This is a genomic window from Mesorhizobium sp. LNHC209A00 (genome assembly GCF_000502915.1).
In the GTDB taxonomy this organism is placed as follows: Bacteria; Pseudomonadota; Alphaproteobacteria; order Rhizobiales; family Rhizobiaceae; genus Mesorhizobium.
Genome location: NZ_AYWT01000006.1, coordinates 258,930 through 274,246, shown reverse-complemented (window position 1 = coordinate 274,246; position 15,317 = coordinate 258,930). Strand labels below are relative to the sequence as shown.

Annotated in this window: 13 protein-coding genes and 1 pseudogene; 6 read left to right on the top strand and 8 right to left on the bottom strand. The window is 62.8% G+C overall.

Annotated elements, in window-relative coordinates; genetic code table 11:
- The first annotated feature begins 4 nt into the window (after positions 1-4).
- The gene (locus tag X739_RS148780; protein WP_023794983.1) at positions 5-1,078 is read left to right on the top strand and encodes an ABC transporter ATP-binding protein; all 1,074 of its coding nucleotides are present in this window, start codon (positions 5-7) and stop codon (positions 1,076-1,078) included.
- Here the strand turns inward: X739_RS148780 and X739_RS148785 are convergent.
- From X739_RS148785 to betI, 4 genes and pseudogenes are all read right to left on the bottom strand, one after another.
- Complete coding sequence (locus tag X739_RS148785; protein WP_023794982.1) at positions 1,042-2,352, bottom strand: flavin monoamine oxidase family protein; 1,311 nt, start codon at positions 2,350-2,352, stop codon at positions 1,042-1,044. The genes X739_RS148780 and X739_RS148785 overlap by 37 nt on opposite strands.
- A pseudogene (locus X739_RS01000000166220) lies at positions 2,349-3,424 on the bottom strand (extracellular solute-binding protein). The gene X739_RS148785 and the pseudogene X739_RS01000000166220 overlap by 4 nt, the downstream one beginning before the upstream one ends.
- Before the next feature lie 119 nt (positions 3,425-3,543).
- Entirely contained in the window at positions 3,544-4,560 is a 1,017-nt protein-coding gene (locus X739_RS148790; RefSeq protein ID WP_023794981.1) for an extracellular solute-binding protein, read from the bottom strand.
- Between the two features lie 41 nt (positions 4,561-4,601).
- Positions 4,602-5,315, bottom strand: coding sequence for a transcriptional regulator BetI (betI, locus tag X739_RS148795; protein WP_031248234.1), 714 nt, complete (start codon positions 5,313-5,315; stop codon positions 4,602-4,604).
- A 341-nt stretch (positions 5,316-5,656) separates the two neighbouring features.
- Here betI and X739_RS148800 point away from each other — a divergent pair, with 341 nt between their 5' ends.
- From X739_RS148800 to X739_RS148815, 4 genes are read left to right on the top strand one after another with little or no spacing between them, the layout of a single operon-like run.
- Positions 5,657-7,276: an NAD(P)/FAD-dependent oxidoreductase gene (locus tag X739_RS148800; protein ID WP_023794979.1), complete on the top strand. Its 1,620-nt coding sequence runs from the start codon at positions 5,657-5,659 to the stop codon at positions 7,274-7,276.
- On the top strand, positions 7,263-8,828 hold the full coding sequence (locus X739_RS148805; RefSeq protein WP_023794978.1) for an NAD(P)/FAD-dependent oxidoreductase: 1,566 nt from the start codon (positions 7,263-7,265) through the stop codon (positions 8,826-8,828). The genes X739_RS148800 and X739_RS148805 overlap by 14 nt, the downstream gene beginning before the upstream one ends.
- Positions 8,829-8,831: 3 nt before the next feature.
- Positions 8,832-10,091 (top strand): aminomethyltransferase family protein, encoded by a 1,260-nt coding sequence (locus X739_RS148810; protein ID WP_023794977.1) that lies wholly within the window; start codon positions 8,832-8,834, stop codon positions 10,089-10,091.
- A 2-nt stretch (positions 10,092-10,093) separates the two neighbouring features.
- Positions 10,094-10,354 (top strand): hypothetical protein, encoded by a 261-nt coding sequence (locus tag X739_RS148815; RefSeq protein WP_023774126.1) that lies wholly within the window; start codon positions 10,094-10,096, stop codon positions 10,352-10,354.
- A gap of 6 nt (positions 10,355-10,360) precedes the next feature.
- On the opposite strand, the gene X739_RS148820 is transcribed toward X739_RS148815, so the two are convergent.
- The 4 genes from X739_RS148820 to X739_RS148835 all read right to left on the bottom strand — a co-directional run bounded on the left by X739_RS148820 (position 10,361) and on the right by X739_RS148835 (position 13,461).
- Positions 10,361-11,455: a dipeptidase gene (locus X739_RS148820; protein ID WP_023794976.1), complete on the bottom strand. Its 1,095-nt coding sequence runs from the start codon at positions 11,453-11,455 to the stop codon at positions 10,361-10,363.
- 146 nt (positions 11,456-11,601) lie between these two features.
- On the bottom strand, positions 11,602-11,901 hold the full coding sequence (locus X739_RS148825; RefSeq protein WP_023774124.1) for a GNAT family N-acetyltransferase: 300 nt from the start codon (positions 11,899-11,901) through the stop codon (positions 11,602-11,604).
- A 2-nt stretch (positions 11,902-11,903) separates the two neighbouring features.
- Entirely contained in the window at positions 11,904-12,524 is a 621-nt protein-coding gene (locus tag X739_RS148830; protein ID WP_023774123.1) for an alpha/beta hydrolase, read from the bottom strand.
- A gap of 4 nt (positions 12,525-12,528) precedes the next feature.
- The gene (locus tag X739_RS148835) at positions 12,529-13,461 is read right to left on the bottom strand and encodes a VOC family protein (protein ID WP_023794975.1); all 933 of its coding nucleotides are present in this window, start codon (positions 13,459-13,461) and stop codon (positions 12,529-12,531) included.
- Positions 13,462-13,687: 226 nt separating this feature from the next.
- On the opposite strand from X739_RS148835, the gene X739_RS148840 reads away from it, so the two are divergent.
- Positions 13,688-15,247: an alkaline phosphatase family protein gene (locus X739_RS148840; RefSeq protein ID WP_023794974.1), complete on the top strand. Its 1,560-nt coding sequence runs from the start codon at positions 13,688-13,690 to the stop codon at positions 15,245-15,247.
- The last annotated feature ends 70 nt before the right edge of the window (positions 15,248-15,317 follow it).

The following is a 15,317-nucleotide window of genomic DNA, read 5'->3' as shown; positions in this document are numbered from 1 at the left end:
ATCGATGATCGAGATCCGCGATGTCACCCGCAGCTATGGGGCGTTCAAGGCGCTGGACGACGCCTCCCTGACCATCAGGGGAGGCGAGTTCTTCTCGCTGCTCGGCCCGTCGGGCTGCGGCAAGACCACGCTTTTGCGCATGATCGCTGGCTTCGATAATCCGACCAGCGGTTCGATCGCGGTTGGCGGCCAGCCCATGGAAGGCGTACCGGCCAACCGCCGGCCGACCAACATGGTGTTCCAGAGCTACGCGATCTTTCCGCACCTCAATGTCGAGCAGAACGTCGCCTACGGGCTGAAGCGGTTGAAGCTGCGGGGTGGCGAAGAGAAGCGCCGGGTCGAGGAAGCGCTGGCGCAGGTCTCGCTCACCGGCCTCGGCAAGCGGCTTGGCACGGAGCTTTCCGGCGGCCAGCGGCAGCGCGTGGCGCTCGCCCGCGCCCTGGTGATGCGACCTAAGGTGCTTCTGCTCGACGAGCCGCTGTCGGCGCTCGACAAGAAGCTGCGCGAGCAGATGCAGGTCGAACTGCGCCGCCTCCAGCAGGCCGTCGGCATCACCTTCGTCCTGGTCACCCACGATCAGTATGAAGCGCTCGCAATGTCCGACCGCATCGCCGTGATGTTCGGCGGCAGGATCGCGCAGGTCGCCTCTCCGAAGGAAATCTACCAGCGCCCGGTCAACCGTCAGGTCGCCGACTTCCTTGGCGGCATGAATTTCGTCAAGGCCGACATCGTCGAGGAGAACGGCACCTCGCTGGTTCTCGATACGCTCGGATTCGGCCGCGTCAAGACCGACAAGCCGAAGGCTTTCGTGCGCAATGGCGGCGGCGCGACGCTCGGCATCCGACCGGAGCGCCTGCGCGTGCTATGGGACAACGCGACAGCCAAGTTCGAGGTCGCCGGCAAGGTGGTGGAACGCCACTATTTCGGCGAGATCACCCATCTGATCGTCGAGATCCCTGGCCTTGAGAAGCCGCTCTCGGTGACCGAGACCAACGATTTCGGCGCCGATGACATTCCAGTCGGCACCTCGATCCGCCTTGCCTATGATCCGGAAGCGCTGGTCGCGATGGCCGACTGAACTCCGGCGATGATCCTGCGCGCCGCGATACGCCCGGCCACGATCGCGCCCTCTACATAGCCCGGGAATGAGGGCGACAATTCCGACGACGCGAAATGCACCGGCGGTGCGCCGGCAAGAATGGTGCGCTCGGCACCCCTCGCCGACACATCGACGATCACGTCGCTATAGGCGCCCCCGCTCCAGCGGTCATGCGTCCAGTCGCGGCGGCTGAAATCGAGAACATCCGCCGCCTCCGCACCCAGCGCCTCCACAAGCTTCCTCGTCACCTGTCTCCGCAGATCCGACTCGCCGAGTTCGTGCCAGCGCAGCGCCAGCGGTCCGCCAACGAAGACGACAAGCGCCGCATGATCGGGATCCCTGCTCGCGTCGCAGGCAAACAGCCCCGGCAGACCGCGCCACATCACCATCCCGCTCAAATCCCGCTCGCGCCAGAATGGCTTGGGATAGCGCACCAGGACCTTGATCACCGCGCCGCTTTCCCAGGCGCCGAGCGCCGTTTCCAGGGCTGCCGGCAAGGCGGGCGTAAAATCGAGCTTCGCGGCTGTCGCCGGCGGCACGGCGACCAGAACTTCTCGCGCTTCGATCACGCTATTGCTGGAGACGACACGAACCCCTGCCGGACCGTATTCGATGCCGATGACAGGTTCGCCGAGCCTCACCCGGTCGCCGAGGTCCTCCGCCAGATCATCGGCCAACGACTGCATGGTCTCGCGTAGGGAATATTGCAGCTCCGGCACCTCGTTGGTGATACGGCGGTCATTGTCGATCAGATACCAGAGCGGCACCTTCTCCAACGCCAGGCACCACAGGCCCTCGATCATCGACCGGAAGGCCGCCTTGGCCTCGCCCACGTCATCCTGCCTCTCCAGCCACTCGGCAACGGTCGATCCGGCAATGGCGGGATCGTTGGGCTCGATGCTGTTCATGCGTTCGCGGATCGCCATCGAGGCTTGATAGGTCCGCTCGGCCCGGCCGACCGACATTGACGGGTAAGTGATGAAATCGCCCTCGACATAAGTCTCGACGAAAGTCTTGCCGCGAGCCTGGGCCAGTTCCATCAGCTGCGGCATGTCCTCGCAAAGGAACTGGCCGCCGCTGTCGATGCGCTCGCCAAGCCCGTTCCACATCGCCTCGACCCGCCCACCGACGCGGTCGCGTGCCTCGAGCAGCAGGAAGCCGACGCCGGCCCTCTTCAGCTCAAGCGCCGCCGACAGGCCGGTGAAGCCGGCGCCGACGATGACGACGTCGGTTCTTTCTGTCTGGTCGTTCAATAGCCGGCCTTGATCTTCTCGAACTCGTCGATCATGCGCTTCTTCAACTCGGGCGCGACAGGCTGCTGGAACAGGGTCTTGTCGAGGGATTTTTCGAGATTGTCGAAGCCGCTGTCGGCCAGCACCTTGTGGTCGATATCAGCCATTCCGGCGCCGTTGCCGTGGCCGTAGCCGAAGGTCTTGACCATATAGTCGGACACGCCGGGCGCATTGACGGCGCTGAGGAAATCATGGGCCTGGTCGAGGTTGCCTGGCGCATCCTTCATCAGCACATAGCCGCACACCCAGGTCGAAATCCCTTCCTTGGTCTCGCGGTTCATGGCGATCGGCAAGCCTTGTCCCTTCAGTGTCACGAAGGTTTCGTTCCAACCCCAGACGAGATCGACCTCGTTGCCGATAAAGGCCTGGTTAAGGTCGGTGTCGTCTGTCCAGTAGAAACGGATGTTCTTGTGCACGTCGCGCAGGAAAGCGGACGCCTGCTTGAACTGTCGTCGGTCATCTTGGTCCAGTCCTTGAGACCGATGACCAGGCTCGCCAAGGCATAGGCGTCGTCGACATTCTCACCGATGGTGACGCGGCCCTTGAAACGCGGATCGGCGAAAATCTTGAGCGACTGTGCCTGATCGGCCGTCACCTTGTCGGTGCGATAGAGCAGCGAGGTGTTGCCCCAGTCGAATGACATGAACCATGCCTTGCCGTCGGCGGTGACGGCGAGATCCTTCATCGCCATGATACCGGAGTTGAGATCCTTCCAGCCGGCGATCCTGGACGTGTCGAGCGGCTGCAGCATGCCGGCCTCGCGCCACTTGACCACGCTCTGCGAGCAGGGTTGCGCTATATCGGCCTTGAAACCTGCCCGCATCTTCTCGAACGCCTCGTCCTCGTCGCCGAAGAAAGCAAAGGTCGGCTCGGCGCCATACTTGGCAGTGTAAGCCGGGTGCAGCAGGGGATCCTCGTAGCCCGACCAGTCGAACACGACGAGGGCGCCGCCGCCTTCGGCGAGCCCGTAAACCGCGCCGGCACCGAGCGTACAGGCAGCGGCGATGACAACGCGGCGAAGCACAGAATTCATGGCGCGAAAAACTCCCCCATCGCGAAAGATGTCGAGAGCGAAGTTAGGCAAATTCAAGCGCTTTGGCGAGCCCATCCGCCGATGCTGCCGGCAGACGGACGGGCACGATAGACAACGGCTCAATAGCCGGCTTTGATCTTCTCGAACTCGGCGATCATCTTGAGCTTGAGATCGGACGGGAGCGGCTGCTGGAACAGTGTCTTGTCGACGAATTTCTGCACGTCGTCATAGCCCTTTTCCTTCAGGATGGCCTGATCGACGCCGGCCATGCCCTTGGCGTTGGCCTGGCCGTAGCCCCAGTCCTTGACCAGCACCTTGGCGGTCTCAGGATCGTTGACCGCATTGAGATAGTCATAGGCCTTGTCGGTATTGCCGGGCGCATCCTTGAACAGCACGTAGCCGCACACCCACGTCGAGATGCCTTCCGCCGTGTCCTTCTTCGACTTGATCGGCACGCCGGCAGCAACCGACTGCACGGTCGCATCGTTCCAGGCCCAGGCGAGATCGACCTCGCCGCCGCTCAGAAGCTGGACGACGTCGGTGGTATCGGTCCAGTAGGAGCGCACGTTCTTGTGCACCTGGCGCAGGAAGTCGGAGGCCTGCTTGAACTGGTCGTCGGTCATCTTGGTCCAGTCCTTCAGGCCGATGGCAAGGCTCGCCAGCGCATAGGCATCGTCGACATTGTCGCCGATCGAAACCCGGCCCTTGAACTTCGGGTCGGCGAACGCCTTCAGCGACTGCACGTCCTTTTCGTCGATCTTGGAGGAGTTGTAGGTAAGCTGCGTGTTGCCCCAGTCCCAGGGCATGAACCAGGCTTTCCCGTCCTCCGTCGCGGCGAGATTTTTCATCGCCATGATGCCGGGATTGAGGTCCTTCCAGCCCGTGATCTTCGAAGTATCGAGCGGTTGCAGCANACGGACCTTTTCGAACGCCTCGTCCTCGTCGCCGAAGAAGGCAAAGGTCGGCGAATCGCCGTTTTTCTCGACATATTTCGGGTGGAAGCTCGGATCCTCATAGCCTGACCAGTCGAACACGATCAGATCCTTGTCGGCCGCGATCGCCAGCGCCGCGGCCGAAGCCGCCAGTGTTCCCGTTAGCGCGAGCGTCAGCGTCAGGCGGCTTGTCAGTGTCTTCATTGCTGTTCCATCCTCTGCCGTTTCTTATGGTTTCGTCTTTCTTATGATCTCGTAGGGCTGGCGGCCTTCAGCGGGTAGTGTTTCGGAAAAGCCGCCGACAGAAATTCATTGGCCGCCTGCAAGGAGGTCTCCCGCGTGGTGTCCTCGGTTCCCATCATCAACCGCAGCCACAAGCCTTCCAGCATGGCGCTGAGCGCCAGCGCCATGACCTGCGGCTCATAGGCGTAGCCGCCGCTCTGTTTCAGAGCCGCGCACAGGTCGATGAAAATATTCTGGTAAACGGCATCCCGCGCGCTGCTCAGCGCCTGGTAGGTCGGCCGCGACTTGGCCTCTCCCCAGAAGGCGCACCATGCGGCAAGCTTGCGCTTGTTGCAGATGGAGCGGTCGAAATCGGCCGCGACGAGGACCTGGAGTTGCCGCGCGGGGTCGTCTCCTGCCTTTTGCAAGGCATTCCGCCAGTGCGCGGAATACTCGTCGTACATATATTGTAGCGTCGCGACGAGCAGCTTCTCCTTGCTCTCGAAATGGAAATTGACAATGCCGCGCGACAGGCCGGCGCCGTCGGCGACATCGGCCATCGTCGTTTCCGAATAGCCGCGCTTGGCGAGCGAATCGATCGTCGCCTCGATGAGCTGAAGCTGCCTGACCTCCTTCGAGGCCTTGCGCCCGCGCTTCTCGGATTCGGCTTTCCGCGCCGGTTCAAGAAGCGCGTCCCTGGCGTCTGCCGTTTTCATGCGTGTGAAGGTCTCCAGCATCGCCGGCTATCCCTTTGCATCCGGCTTCCACCAGCGAAGATGAGTGGGACGGTGCTCGCGCTGTCAAGCACCTTCTGCATGGCCTCCCAGCTTATGATGGCGGCCTCGTCATACTGCGAAGTGACGTCTGCCATTTCAATCATCAGCCTCGGTTCTCACGGACGTATTACTGGGTTCGAATGTCGGCAAAGCGTAACTCACGCCCGGAAAAACGCAACATTATTTGTTGAACATTCATTCAGTAAGGCTGGACACAATGGCTGGTACCGTGCCAAATTCCGCGCATTCGACAATAAATCACGCAGAAGTGAAAGCGGGACGCAGATGAGCACTGGGCCACAATGAAAGCTTGGGATGCGATCATCATCGGCGGCGGACACAATGGCCTTGTCAACGCCTGTTACCTGCAGCGCGCCGGTCTCGACGTGCTGGTTGTGGAGAAGAACGACTGGGTCGGAGGCGCGGCCACCAGCCGCGAGCTGACGCCGGGCTTCCGCTACTCGAACTGCTCCTACGTCTGCTCGCTGTTCCGGCCCGAGATCATGCGCGATCTGGAGCTCCCCCGCTTCGGCCTGCAAGTCATCTCCTATGAGGGCGGCGCGGTGTTCACCCGGGATGGCGACTACCTCGCCAACTACCGCGACCACGACGCGCACCGGCGGGAATTCGCTCGTTTCTCCAAAAGGGATGCCGAGGCCTATGACCACTACGCCCGCGACGTGACGCGGCAGTGCCGCTTCATCCAGCCGCTTTTGATGCGCACCGCGCCGGACCCAACCAGCCTGCGCCCGCGCGACCTCGGTGAACTGCTCTATCTCGGCAAGAAATTCGCGGGTCTCTCCGCCGAGGAAATGGCGTTGACGCTGCGCTTCTGGACCATGTCTATCTCTGAGTTCCTCGACGAATATTTCGAGACCGACGTCATCAAGGCGAACTTCGCGCTGTCTGGCATCATCGGCACGGCACTCGGGCCGATGTCGCCCGGCACCGCTTACGTGCTGCTGCATCACTATATGGGCGAGGTCGACGGATCGGTCGGCGCCTGGGGCTATGCGCGCGGCGGCATGGGCGCCGTCACCAAGGCGCTGGCCGCCTCGTTCAAGGCCTCGGGTGGGACCATCCGCACCGGCGCCGAGGTCGACCATGTGCTGGTGAGCCGTGGCAAGGCCAGGGGCGTCGTGCTGGCCGGCGGCGAGGAGGTTTACGGCAAGCTGGTCGTCTCCAATGCCGACGTGAAGCGCACCTTCCTGAAGCTGGTCGAGGAGAAGGAACTGCCCGACATCTTCCTGCGCCGGGTGAAGAACTTCAAGATTCGCGGATCTTCCGGAAAGGTCAACATAGCCCTCGATTCGCTGCCGGAATTCCCGGCGCTGCCGAAGGATTCGTCGGTCTATCGCGGCGACATGCATTTCACCGATTCGATGGAGCGCATGGAGCGCGCCTATGACGACTGGAAGGCCGGCCGCTGGTCCGCCGATCCGTTCCTCGACATGGTCATCCCGACGACGCTCGACCCGACCATGGCGCCGCCCGGGAAACATTTCATGAGTTGCTTCGTGCAGTACGCTCCGCCCAAGATCGCTGGTCGCGAGTGGACGGACGCCGATCGTGACGGTTTTGCTGAAAGCGTGATCGCGCAGATATCGGACTATTCACCCGGGTTCCGCGACCGCATCGTCCATATGGAGGTGCGGACGCCACGCGAGATCGAGGCCGAGGTCGGCCTCACCGAAGGCAACATCTTTCAGGGCGAACTGACCTTCGACCAGTTGCTGTTCAACCGTCCGGTGCCCGGGTACGCGCAGTATCGGTCGCCGGTCGGCAGCCTCTATATGTGCGGCTCCTCGACCCACCCCGGCGGCGGCGTCATGGGTGCACCCGGACGCAACGCAGCCTCCGAAATCCTGCGCGATCTCGCAAAATCCACTTCGCATATGAGCCCGGCCCATGACGTCATTTGATGCCATCGTTATCGGCGGCGGCCACAACGGGCTTGTCGCAGCCGCCACGCTGGCGAAGTCAGGCCGTAAGGTGCTGGTGCTGGAAGCAGGAGCCGAACTCGGGGGCGCCGCGCGGACCGAGGAATTTGCGCCGGGTTTTCGCGCTTCATCCATCGCGCATGTGTTGAACCGGCTGCATCCCGACGTGGTGAAAACGCTGGAGCTGGAAAAGCACGGGCTGCGGATCGCTCGCTCCGACTTCCTGCCGTCGGTCGCATTGTCGAAAGATGGACCGCCGCTTGTCCTGCATGGCGCTTATGGCGAGGTGCTGACTGGCGCCAGTTCGTCGGAACAGTCCGCCTGGAAGGAATTGCGCGCACAATTGCTGCGCTATGCCGGCATCCTGAAACCCTTCCTGTCGCGCCGGCCGCCCGATCTCGGCGGCATGTCGCTGCAGGAGGCCGCTTCGCTCGCCCATACCGCGGTGGCGCTGAAGAAACTTGGCATGGAAGACATGCGCGACTTCCTGCGCGTGCTTTTGATGAACGTTGCCGACCTGCTTGACGAACAGCTCGCCGATATCAGGCTGAAAGGGCTGCTCGCCTTCGACGCAACGCTCGGCAGCCATCTCGGCCCGCGCTCGCCGACCTCGCTGCTCGGCCTCTATTATCGTCTGACCGGAGCGAGCGGCGGTGCGGCCGGAGCGCAATTGCTGCCAAAGGGCGGCATGGGCGCGGTGGTCGCCGCCATCCGCACTGCTGCCGAAAAGGCTGGCGTCACGATCCGCGCATCGGTGCCCGTCGCCAGGATCATTGTCGACAAAGGCCGCGCCGTCGGCGTCGCCCTCGAGAATGGCGAAGAACTTCGCGCCCGAACGATCGTCTCGGCGATCAATCCGACGACCACCTTCCTCGACCTCGTCGGACCGCGCGAGATCGACACCGGCTTCGTGCGCAAGGTGAAAAACATCCGGATGAGGGGCGATGCCGCCAAGCTCCATCTGGCGCTCGACCGGCCGCCGCGGTTTGCCGGTGTCGACGACGCCGGCCATAAGGGCCGACTGGTGATCGCGCCCTCCCCCGATCATGTCGAGCGTGCCTTCAATCCATCGAAATATGGCGAGTTCTCACCCGAGCCGGTGATGGAGATCACGCTACCCAGCCTCGCCGACCCCTCGCTCGCGCCCGACGGCGCCTGCGTGCTGTCGGCCGTGGTGCAATACGCGCCCTATCGGTTGAAAGAGGGCTGGGATGCCGGCAAGCCGAAATTCCTAAAAGCGATCATGGCGCAGTTCGAGGCTTACGCACCCGGTATCGGCAAGAGCGTTGTCCATGCCGAGCTGCTGACGCCTGCCAATATAGAGATGCGCTACCGCATGCCGGGCGGCCATTGGCACCATGGTGAATTACAGGCCGATCAGATGCTGATCTCGCGTCCCGTCTCCGGCTGGTCGGGTTACGACACGCCGCTCGACGGGCTGTTCCTGGCCGGCGCGGGTTCGCATCCTGGTGGCGGTGTTTCGGGTGCGCCAGGATTGAACGCCGCGCGGCGCATCATTGCGATGAAGGGGTAGGTCATGGTCCAGCTAACCAGGAAGAAGCCCGTCTCGAAGACAGCCGATCCAGCCGTTTCCGATCGCATCGAAGCCCAATCGCACTTCCACACGCAGCGCCTCGGCACGCCATTCCAGCCGCGCATCGACGCACTGGCCAAGACCCAGGACTGGTACAATTGGGCCGGCTACCGCGCGCCGCATTCGCTGTGGGACGAGGAGCTCGAATATTTCGCGATCCGCAGTCAGGCGGCGCTGTTCGATATTTCGCCCATGACCAAATACCGGATCGAGGGGCCGCACGCAGAAGCCTTCCTCGATCGGGTCACGCTGCGCGATGTGACAAAGCTGAAACCCGGCCGGGTGCATTACACCGCGTGGTGCGACGATGAGGGCTTCGTCCTCGATGATGGCACACTGTTTCGGCTCTCGCCGGACCGCTTCCGGCTGTGTTCGCAGGAGCGGCATCTGCCGTGGCTGCTGGACAGCGCCCTTGGTTTCGACGTCATCGTCGAGGAAGAGACCGAGGCCGTCGCCGGGCTCGCCTTGCAGGGCCCCACATGCTTCGCCGTGCTGCGCGATGCCGGTTTCGCCGGTGTCGAGAGGCTGAAAATATTCGACCTTGCCGAATTCCCGCATGACGGCGGCACGGCCATCATTTCACGGACCGGCTTTACCGGCGATCTCGGTTACGAACTGTTCGTTCCGGCCGAAAAGGCGCTGAGCCTGTGGGACCGGCTGATGACAGCTGGGGAACTGCGCGGCATCAGGGCGATCGGCTACACCGCCCTCAACCGTGCCCGTCTCGAGGCTGGGCTGATCGTCGCCAATGCCGATTTCACCACCGCCGAACATGCCATCCGCGCCGACCGCTTGCGCATGCCCGACGAGATCGGGCTCGGCTTCATGGTTGATCTGGAGAAGGGCCATTTCAATGGCCGCCGCGCCATCCTCGAGGCCCGCGCCAAACGCAAGCTTCGGCATGTCCTCGTCGGACTGGAGATCGAAGGCAACATCCCGGCCGAACACGCGATCGTCTATCACAGGAAAACCCAGGAGGTCGGCCTGGTCAGCGCCGCCATGTGGTCGCCGATGGCCAAGCGCAACATCGCCATCGCCTCGCTGGCGCGGCCCTATGGTGATACTGTCGTGGAAGACCTCTGGGTCGAGATCTACGCCATGCGCGAACTGCAGTACCAGAAGCTGATGAAACGGGCCAAGGTGGTGGCGCGACCCTTCATCAAGCTCGACCGCCGTACCGCCAATCCGCCGGCGGATTTCTGACCATGACCGAGGAAGCGGGCAAGCAGCAGGAAGAAGGTGAAGCCGCCGAACAGTGGGAGCTGGTCAACACGCCGCTCGGCGAAAAATGGTCTGGCCGCGCGCGCTATGCCGCCGCCATGTTCTTCTACAAGCGTGGCGAGATGAGCGCCGAGACGCTGGAGGTCTATCGCATTTGCGCTCGGCTCGATGCGGAAAACCCGCTGCCGATCATTCGCGATCGCGGCGTCGGCAAGGAATGGCTGAATCGCATGGGCTTCGAATAAGGCGACCTAACCTATCGTTCTTTCCAGCATGCTTAGCCAGTTGCGGTAGGCAATCTTTTCGATCAGAGCCCGGCCAAAACCGCGCGCCGCCAGCGCATCGATGAGTTTCGGCAGGCCGGCGACGTCGCCGATGACGGCCGGGATCATGGCGCCGTCGAAATCCGAACCGAGACCGACGCCATCCTCGCCCAAAGCCTGCAGCAGGGAATCGATATGGCGCACCATGATGTCGAGGCTTGTGTCGGCATTCATGCGGCCGTCCTCGNGATCGGTGATATCAAGCTTAATCAGTTCGGCCTCGCGCAGGAAGCCGGTGGCGAAGTTCAACCCGACCATGCCGCCGGAGTCGCGGATCGCGCCGAGCTGCCAGTCCGTGAGGTTGCGCGAATGGCCGCAGATCGCATGCACGTTGGAGTGAGTGGCGACCAGCGGTGCATCGCTAAGCGCTGCGACGTCGCGAAAACCCTTCTCGTTGAGATGCGAGAGATCGATCATGATCCTCAGTTCATTGCAGGTCTTGACCAGCGCTTTGCCGGCATCGGTCAGCCCGGGACCGGTATCCGGCGAGGACGGAAAGCGAAACGGCACGCCGTGGCCGAACGCATTCGGCCGGCTCCAGACGATGCCGAGCGAGCGCAGGCCCGCGGCATGCAGCACGTCGAGCATGGTGAGTTCGGGATCGATCGCCTCGACGCCCTCGATGTGGAACACCGCGGCAATCGTGCCTTGCGCCATGGCATTGCGCACATCGCCGGCACTGCGGCAGATCGCCAACGCTCCGGCGCGCTCCAGCCGGAAGAGGATGGACGCCATCGCGATCGTCGAGTTGAGCGCATCGGCGCGAGGCACCTCGGGCGGCAGCGGCTCGCTGTCGCTTGGCGCCGAAGGGACGGCGCTGCGCCGCGCTTTCTCGACCGGCGGCGGGAAGATGGCGAACATACCGCCGGCGAATCCGCCGGCCCTGGCGCGCGGCAAGTCGACATGGCCGCCCGATTTCCCTTCGATGAACAGCTTTTCGACGTCCGCGTCTTTCGCCTGGTGCAAACGCAGCAGCGTGTCGTTGTGGCCGTCAAAGACGGGGACGAGGTCTGTTTCGGTCATCTGGGGGATCATTCGGTCTGTTTGTCGGCAGGGCGATGTATCATATCTAGGCAAGATGTGCCGCCGGGGCAAACTACAAAGCCAACGGGAAGGCAATGGCCGCCCGTTTTGCTCTGTTCTACAAATCCACTTTGTGCTTGCGGGACCTACCGCTTCAGCACATCCGCCCATTCCGGGTGACGGCGGAACTGGGCGTTGGCGAACGGGCAGAGCGGGATGATCTTCTTGCCTGCTGCTCGCGCGTCCTCGACGGCACGGGTGACGAGCCGAAGCCCGGCGCCCTGGCCGCGAAAGGCGTCCGGCACTTCGGTGTGATCGATGATCAGTTGGTGCTCGCCGATTTTGGTGAAGGTCATCTCCGCCTCGGCACCGCCGGCGCCGCGCAGGACGTAGCGACCCTTGGAGCCCCGATCCTCAAGTTCGATCTCTGGCAATTGATCGGGCATCTCTACACTCCTTGGGCGATAGTGGCGAAAAGCCGCCGCGCCGCTTCGATTTCGTTTGGCCGCACCTCGTGCCCGCCTTCGTGCCACTCAACTGTGACATCGGCACCGTCGGCGCGCAAATAGGCTTCGAGCCGCGAGGTCAGGTTGGGCGGGCAGATCGGATCGCGCTTGCCGGCGGTCACCAGGATGTGACGGCCGGCGAGGCTGCCCTTGACCTGCGGCTCGAACGGGATCAGCGGATGCATCAGCACCGTGGCGTCGAACAGGTCAGGTGCTTCGAACACCAGCGAAGCCAGAACGTTGGCGCCATTGGAGTAGCCGAGGCCCAGCACGACCGACGGCTTCGCCGCCTCGACATGGGCTTGGACGAAGCCCGCCATCTTGTCCGTGGCCCGCGCCAGATCGTCCATGTCATAGACGCCCTCGCCGGTGCGGCGGAAAAAGCGCGCGGCACCTTGCTCCGACACATCGCCGCGTGGCGAGACGATGGTGGCCTGGGGCGCGAGATCGCGCCCCAGCGAGACAAGCTGGCTCTCGTCGCCGCCAGTGCCGTGGACGACCAAAAGCAGCGGACCACCCGGCGAACCAGGCAGCACCTTGTGGGCGTAAGCGCCCTTGCTCATCGTCTCAGCCCTCCAACTTCTGCAGATGCTGTTCGAGATATGGCCGCAGATGCTGATGCTGGGTCGGCAGCTTCAGCGCCTCGCCGAGATGGGCGGTGTCCTCGTCCTTGTCGAAACCCGGCTCATTGGTGGCGACTTCGAACAGCACGCCTCCCGGCGTGCGGAAATAGATCGCCCAGAAATAGTCGCGGTCGATCACCGGCGTCACTCCATAACCCGTATCCATCAGCGCTTTGCGCACTTCAAGCTGCTTGGCGCGGTTCTCGACAGCAAAGGCCACATGATGGACGGAGCCGGCGCCGAGATCGGCGAAGGGTGCGGTCGGCAGCGCTTCGATATCGACGAAATCGGCGCCGTTGCCGTTCTTGACGGCGAGCCGCCTGATATTGCCTGACTTGTCGACCTCCTCGTAACCCATGAACTTCAACAACTCCTCGGTGGCGCCGCCATCCTTCAGCCTCAGCGAAACCGAGTGAAAGCCGCGGATCGCCTCGTCCGCGGCAATACCGCCCTTAACCCAGGGCGCTCTGCCGTCGGCCTTGTCCTCGACGAGGGCAAACCCGTCGCCGTCCGGGCCGGCAAATGCGAGCCGCTTCTCGCCAAAGCTTTCCTCGCGGGAGACATTGGTTACGCCTTCGTCGGTAAAGCGTTTTTCCCAATAGGCGAGCGTGCCTTCCGGCACGGAATAGACCGTGGTGCCGACTTCGCCGACGCCAGGGCGGCCCTTGCCGATGTTGGGAAACGGGAAATAGGTCATTACCGAGCCGGGTGTGCCGGCCCCGTCGCCATAATAGAGATGGTAGACGTCGGGCGCATCGAAATTGACCGTCTTCTTGACCCGGCGCAGGCCGAGCTTGTGGGTGAAGAAATCATTGTTCTGCCTTGCGTCCCTGGCCATCGAGGTGACGTGATGCAAGCCCTTGATCTGGTCGAGCATGGTCTCTGCTCCTTCCCTTGGTGTTTGTGCGGCCCTCGCCGCTGTCCTCGCAAATATGAGAATACGAGCGAGTATGGCAAAGGCGGCAAACACAGGATGGACTGTGCCTAAAAAGAGAACAATCAAAAGACTCTTGTTCACCGTTTAGCAAACAACGCTGGTCTTGCGCGGTCGATGGAATCGGTTCCATGTGCGCATTCGAACGTACTGGAGAGGGGCAGCGCAAGTGACTGGAAAAGGCAGGCGGCCAAATGTCCTCCTTATTACCTGCGACCAGTGGCGCGGCGATTGCCTGTCGGCTGCCGGTCATCCCCAGTTGAAAACGCCGAATGTCGATGCGCTGGCCGCCGACGGTGTGCTGTTCAAGCGCCATTACGGCGGCGCGGCGCCTTGCTCACCCGCCCGTGCCTGCCTCTACACAGGCCTCTATCAGATGAACAATCGTGTCTGCCGCAACGGCACGCCGCTCGACGCCCGCCACGGCAATATTGCGCTCGCCGCGCGCAGCGTCGGCTATGATCCAACCTTGTTCGGCTATACCGATATGTCGCTCGATCCGCGCCAGCTTGCACCAGCCGATCCACGGTTGCACAGCTATGAGGGTGTGCTGCCCGGCTTCACGGTGCGCCAATTCCTGCCCGAACATCAGAAGCAGTGGCTGTCCTGGCTAAAGCAGCAGGGCATCGATGCCGGCGCTGGAAGTCCTGACATCCACCGCCCCGTGGGCGAGGTCGACGGTGCGGTGACCGAGGCGCCACCCGTCTACTCCAGAGACCAGACGCCGACGGCCTTCCTTGCCGGCGAGTTCATCCGCTGGCTGGGCGAGCAGGACGAGGCCACGCCGTGGTTTGCGCATCTTTCCTTTATCAGCCCGCATCCGCCCTTCATCGTACCGGAACCGTACAACACTCAATACGATCCCGCGGACGGCCCCTCTTTTCACCGCGCGGAAAGTTGGCGTGCCGAATCTCAGGGCCACCCCTACGTCGCCTATGACCTCGACCGCCAAAAACGAGCAAAGTTCCGCCCCGGCGCCACGGGCAAGGTGCACGACTGGAGCGAGGATGATTTCCGCCGCATCCGGGCGATCTATTACGGCATGATCTCGGAGGTGGACGCGCAGCTCGGCCGCCTGTGGCAAGCGCTGAAGACCGAAGCCGCGTGGGACAACACGATCATCGTGCTCACCTCCGACCATGCCGAAATGATGGGCGACCACTTCATGCTGGGCAAGGGCGGCTATTTCGACGGCAGCTACCATATCCCGCTGATCATCCGCGATCCACGCCACCGCAAGGTTGCCGGCAGTGCTGTCGATCGCTTCACCGAAGCGGTGGACATTTTGCCTACGCTCATCGACCTGCTGGGAGTGTCTCCCGAACCGCACCTTGACGGATGCTCGCTGAAACCCTTCCTGAGCGGTGGAACGCCCGCCATTTGGCGCGACGCCGCGCACTGGGAGTTCGACTTTCGCTCGATCGCGGACGGTGAAGCCGAACGACACTTCGGCATCACCTCGCGCCAGTGCAACCTCGCTGTCATCCGCACGAAGAAATTCAAATACGTGCATTTTGGCGGCGGCCTGCCGCCGCTGCTTTTCGACATGGAGGACGACCCTGGCGAATCGAAGAACCTCGCCGGCAGCCCGGCACATCGTTCCACCCGACTGGAATTCGCCGAAAGGCTGCTCGCCTGGCGCGCCGAACATCTCGACCAGTCGCTTGCCCTCTTGGAACTGACGGAAAACGGAGTGGCTGGATATTCCAAGTCGCAATCAGGGCGGTAGGGGATTCCCCTACCGCCCTTATCCTTGCCTATCGAATATCCTTGCCTATCGAAGTATCCTGACCTGTCGA

Coding starts and splice junctions, on each gene's coding strand:
- X739_RS148780 (WP_023794983.1), top strand. CDS start 5: ATGATCGAGATCCGCGATGTCACCCGCAGCTATGGGGCGTTCAAGGCG.
- betI (WP_031248234.1), bottom strand. CDS start 5,315: ATGCTGGAGACCTTCACACGCATGAAAACGGCAGACGCCAGGGACGCG.
- X739_RS148800 (WP_023794979.1), top strand. CDS start 5,657: ATGAAAGCTTGGGATGCGATCATCATCGGCGGCGGACACAATGGCCTT.
- X739_RS148805 (WP_023794978.1), top strand. CDS start 7,263: ATGACGTCATTTGATGCCATCGTTATCGGCGGCGGCCACAACGGGCTT.
- X739_RS148810 (WP_023794977.1), top strand. CDS start 8,832: ATGGTCCAGCTAACCAGGAAGAAGCCCGTCTCGAAGACAGCCGATCCA.
- X739_RS148815 (WP_023774126.1), top strand. CDS start 10,094: ATGACCGAGGAAGCGGGCAAGCAGCAGGAAGAAGGTGAAGCCGCCGAA.
- X739_RS148825 (WP_023774124.1), bottom strand. CDS start 11,901: ATGCCCGATCAATTGCCAGAGATCGAACTTGAGGATCGGGGCTCCAAG.
- X739_RS148830 (WP_023774123.1), bottom strand. CDS start 12,524: ATGAGCAAGGGCGCTTACGCCCACAAGGTGCTGCCTGGTTCGCCGGGT.
- X739_RS148835 (WP_023794975.1), bottom strand. CDS start 13,461: ATGCTCGACCAGATCAAGGGCTTGCATCACGTCACCTCGATGGCCAGG.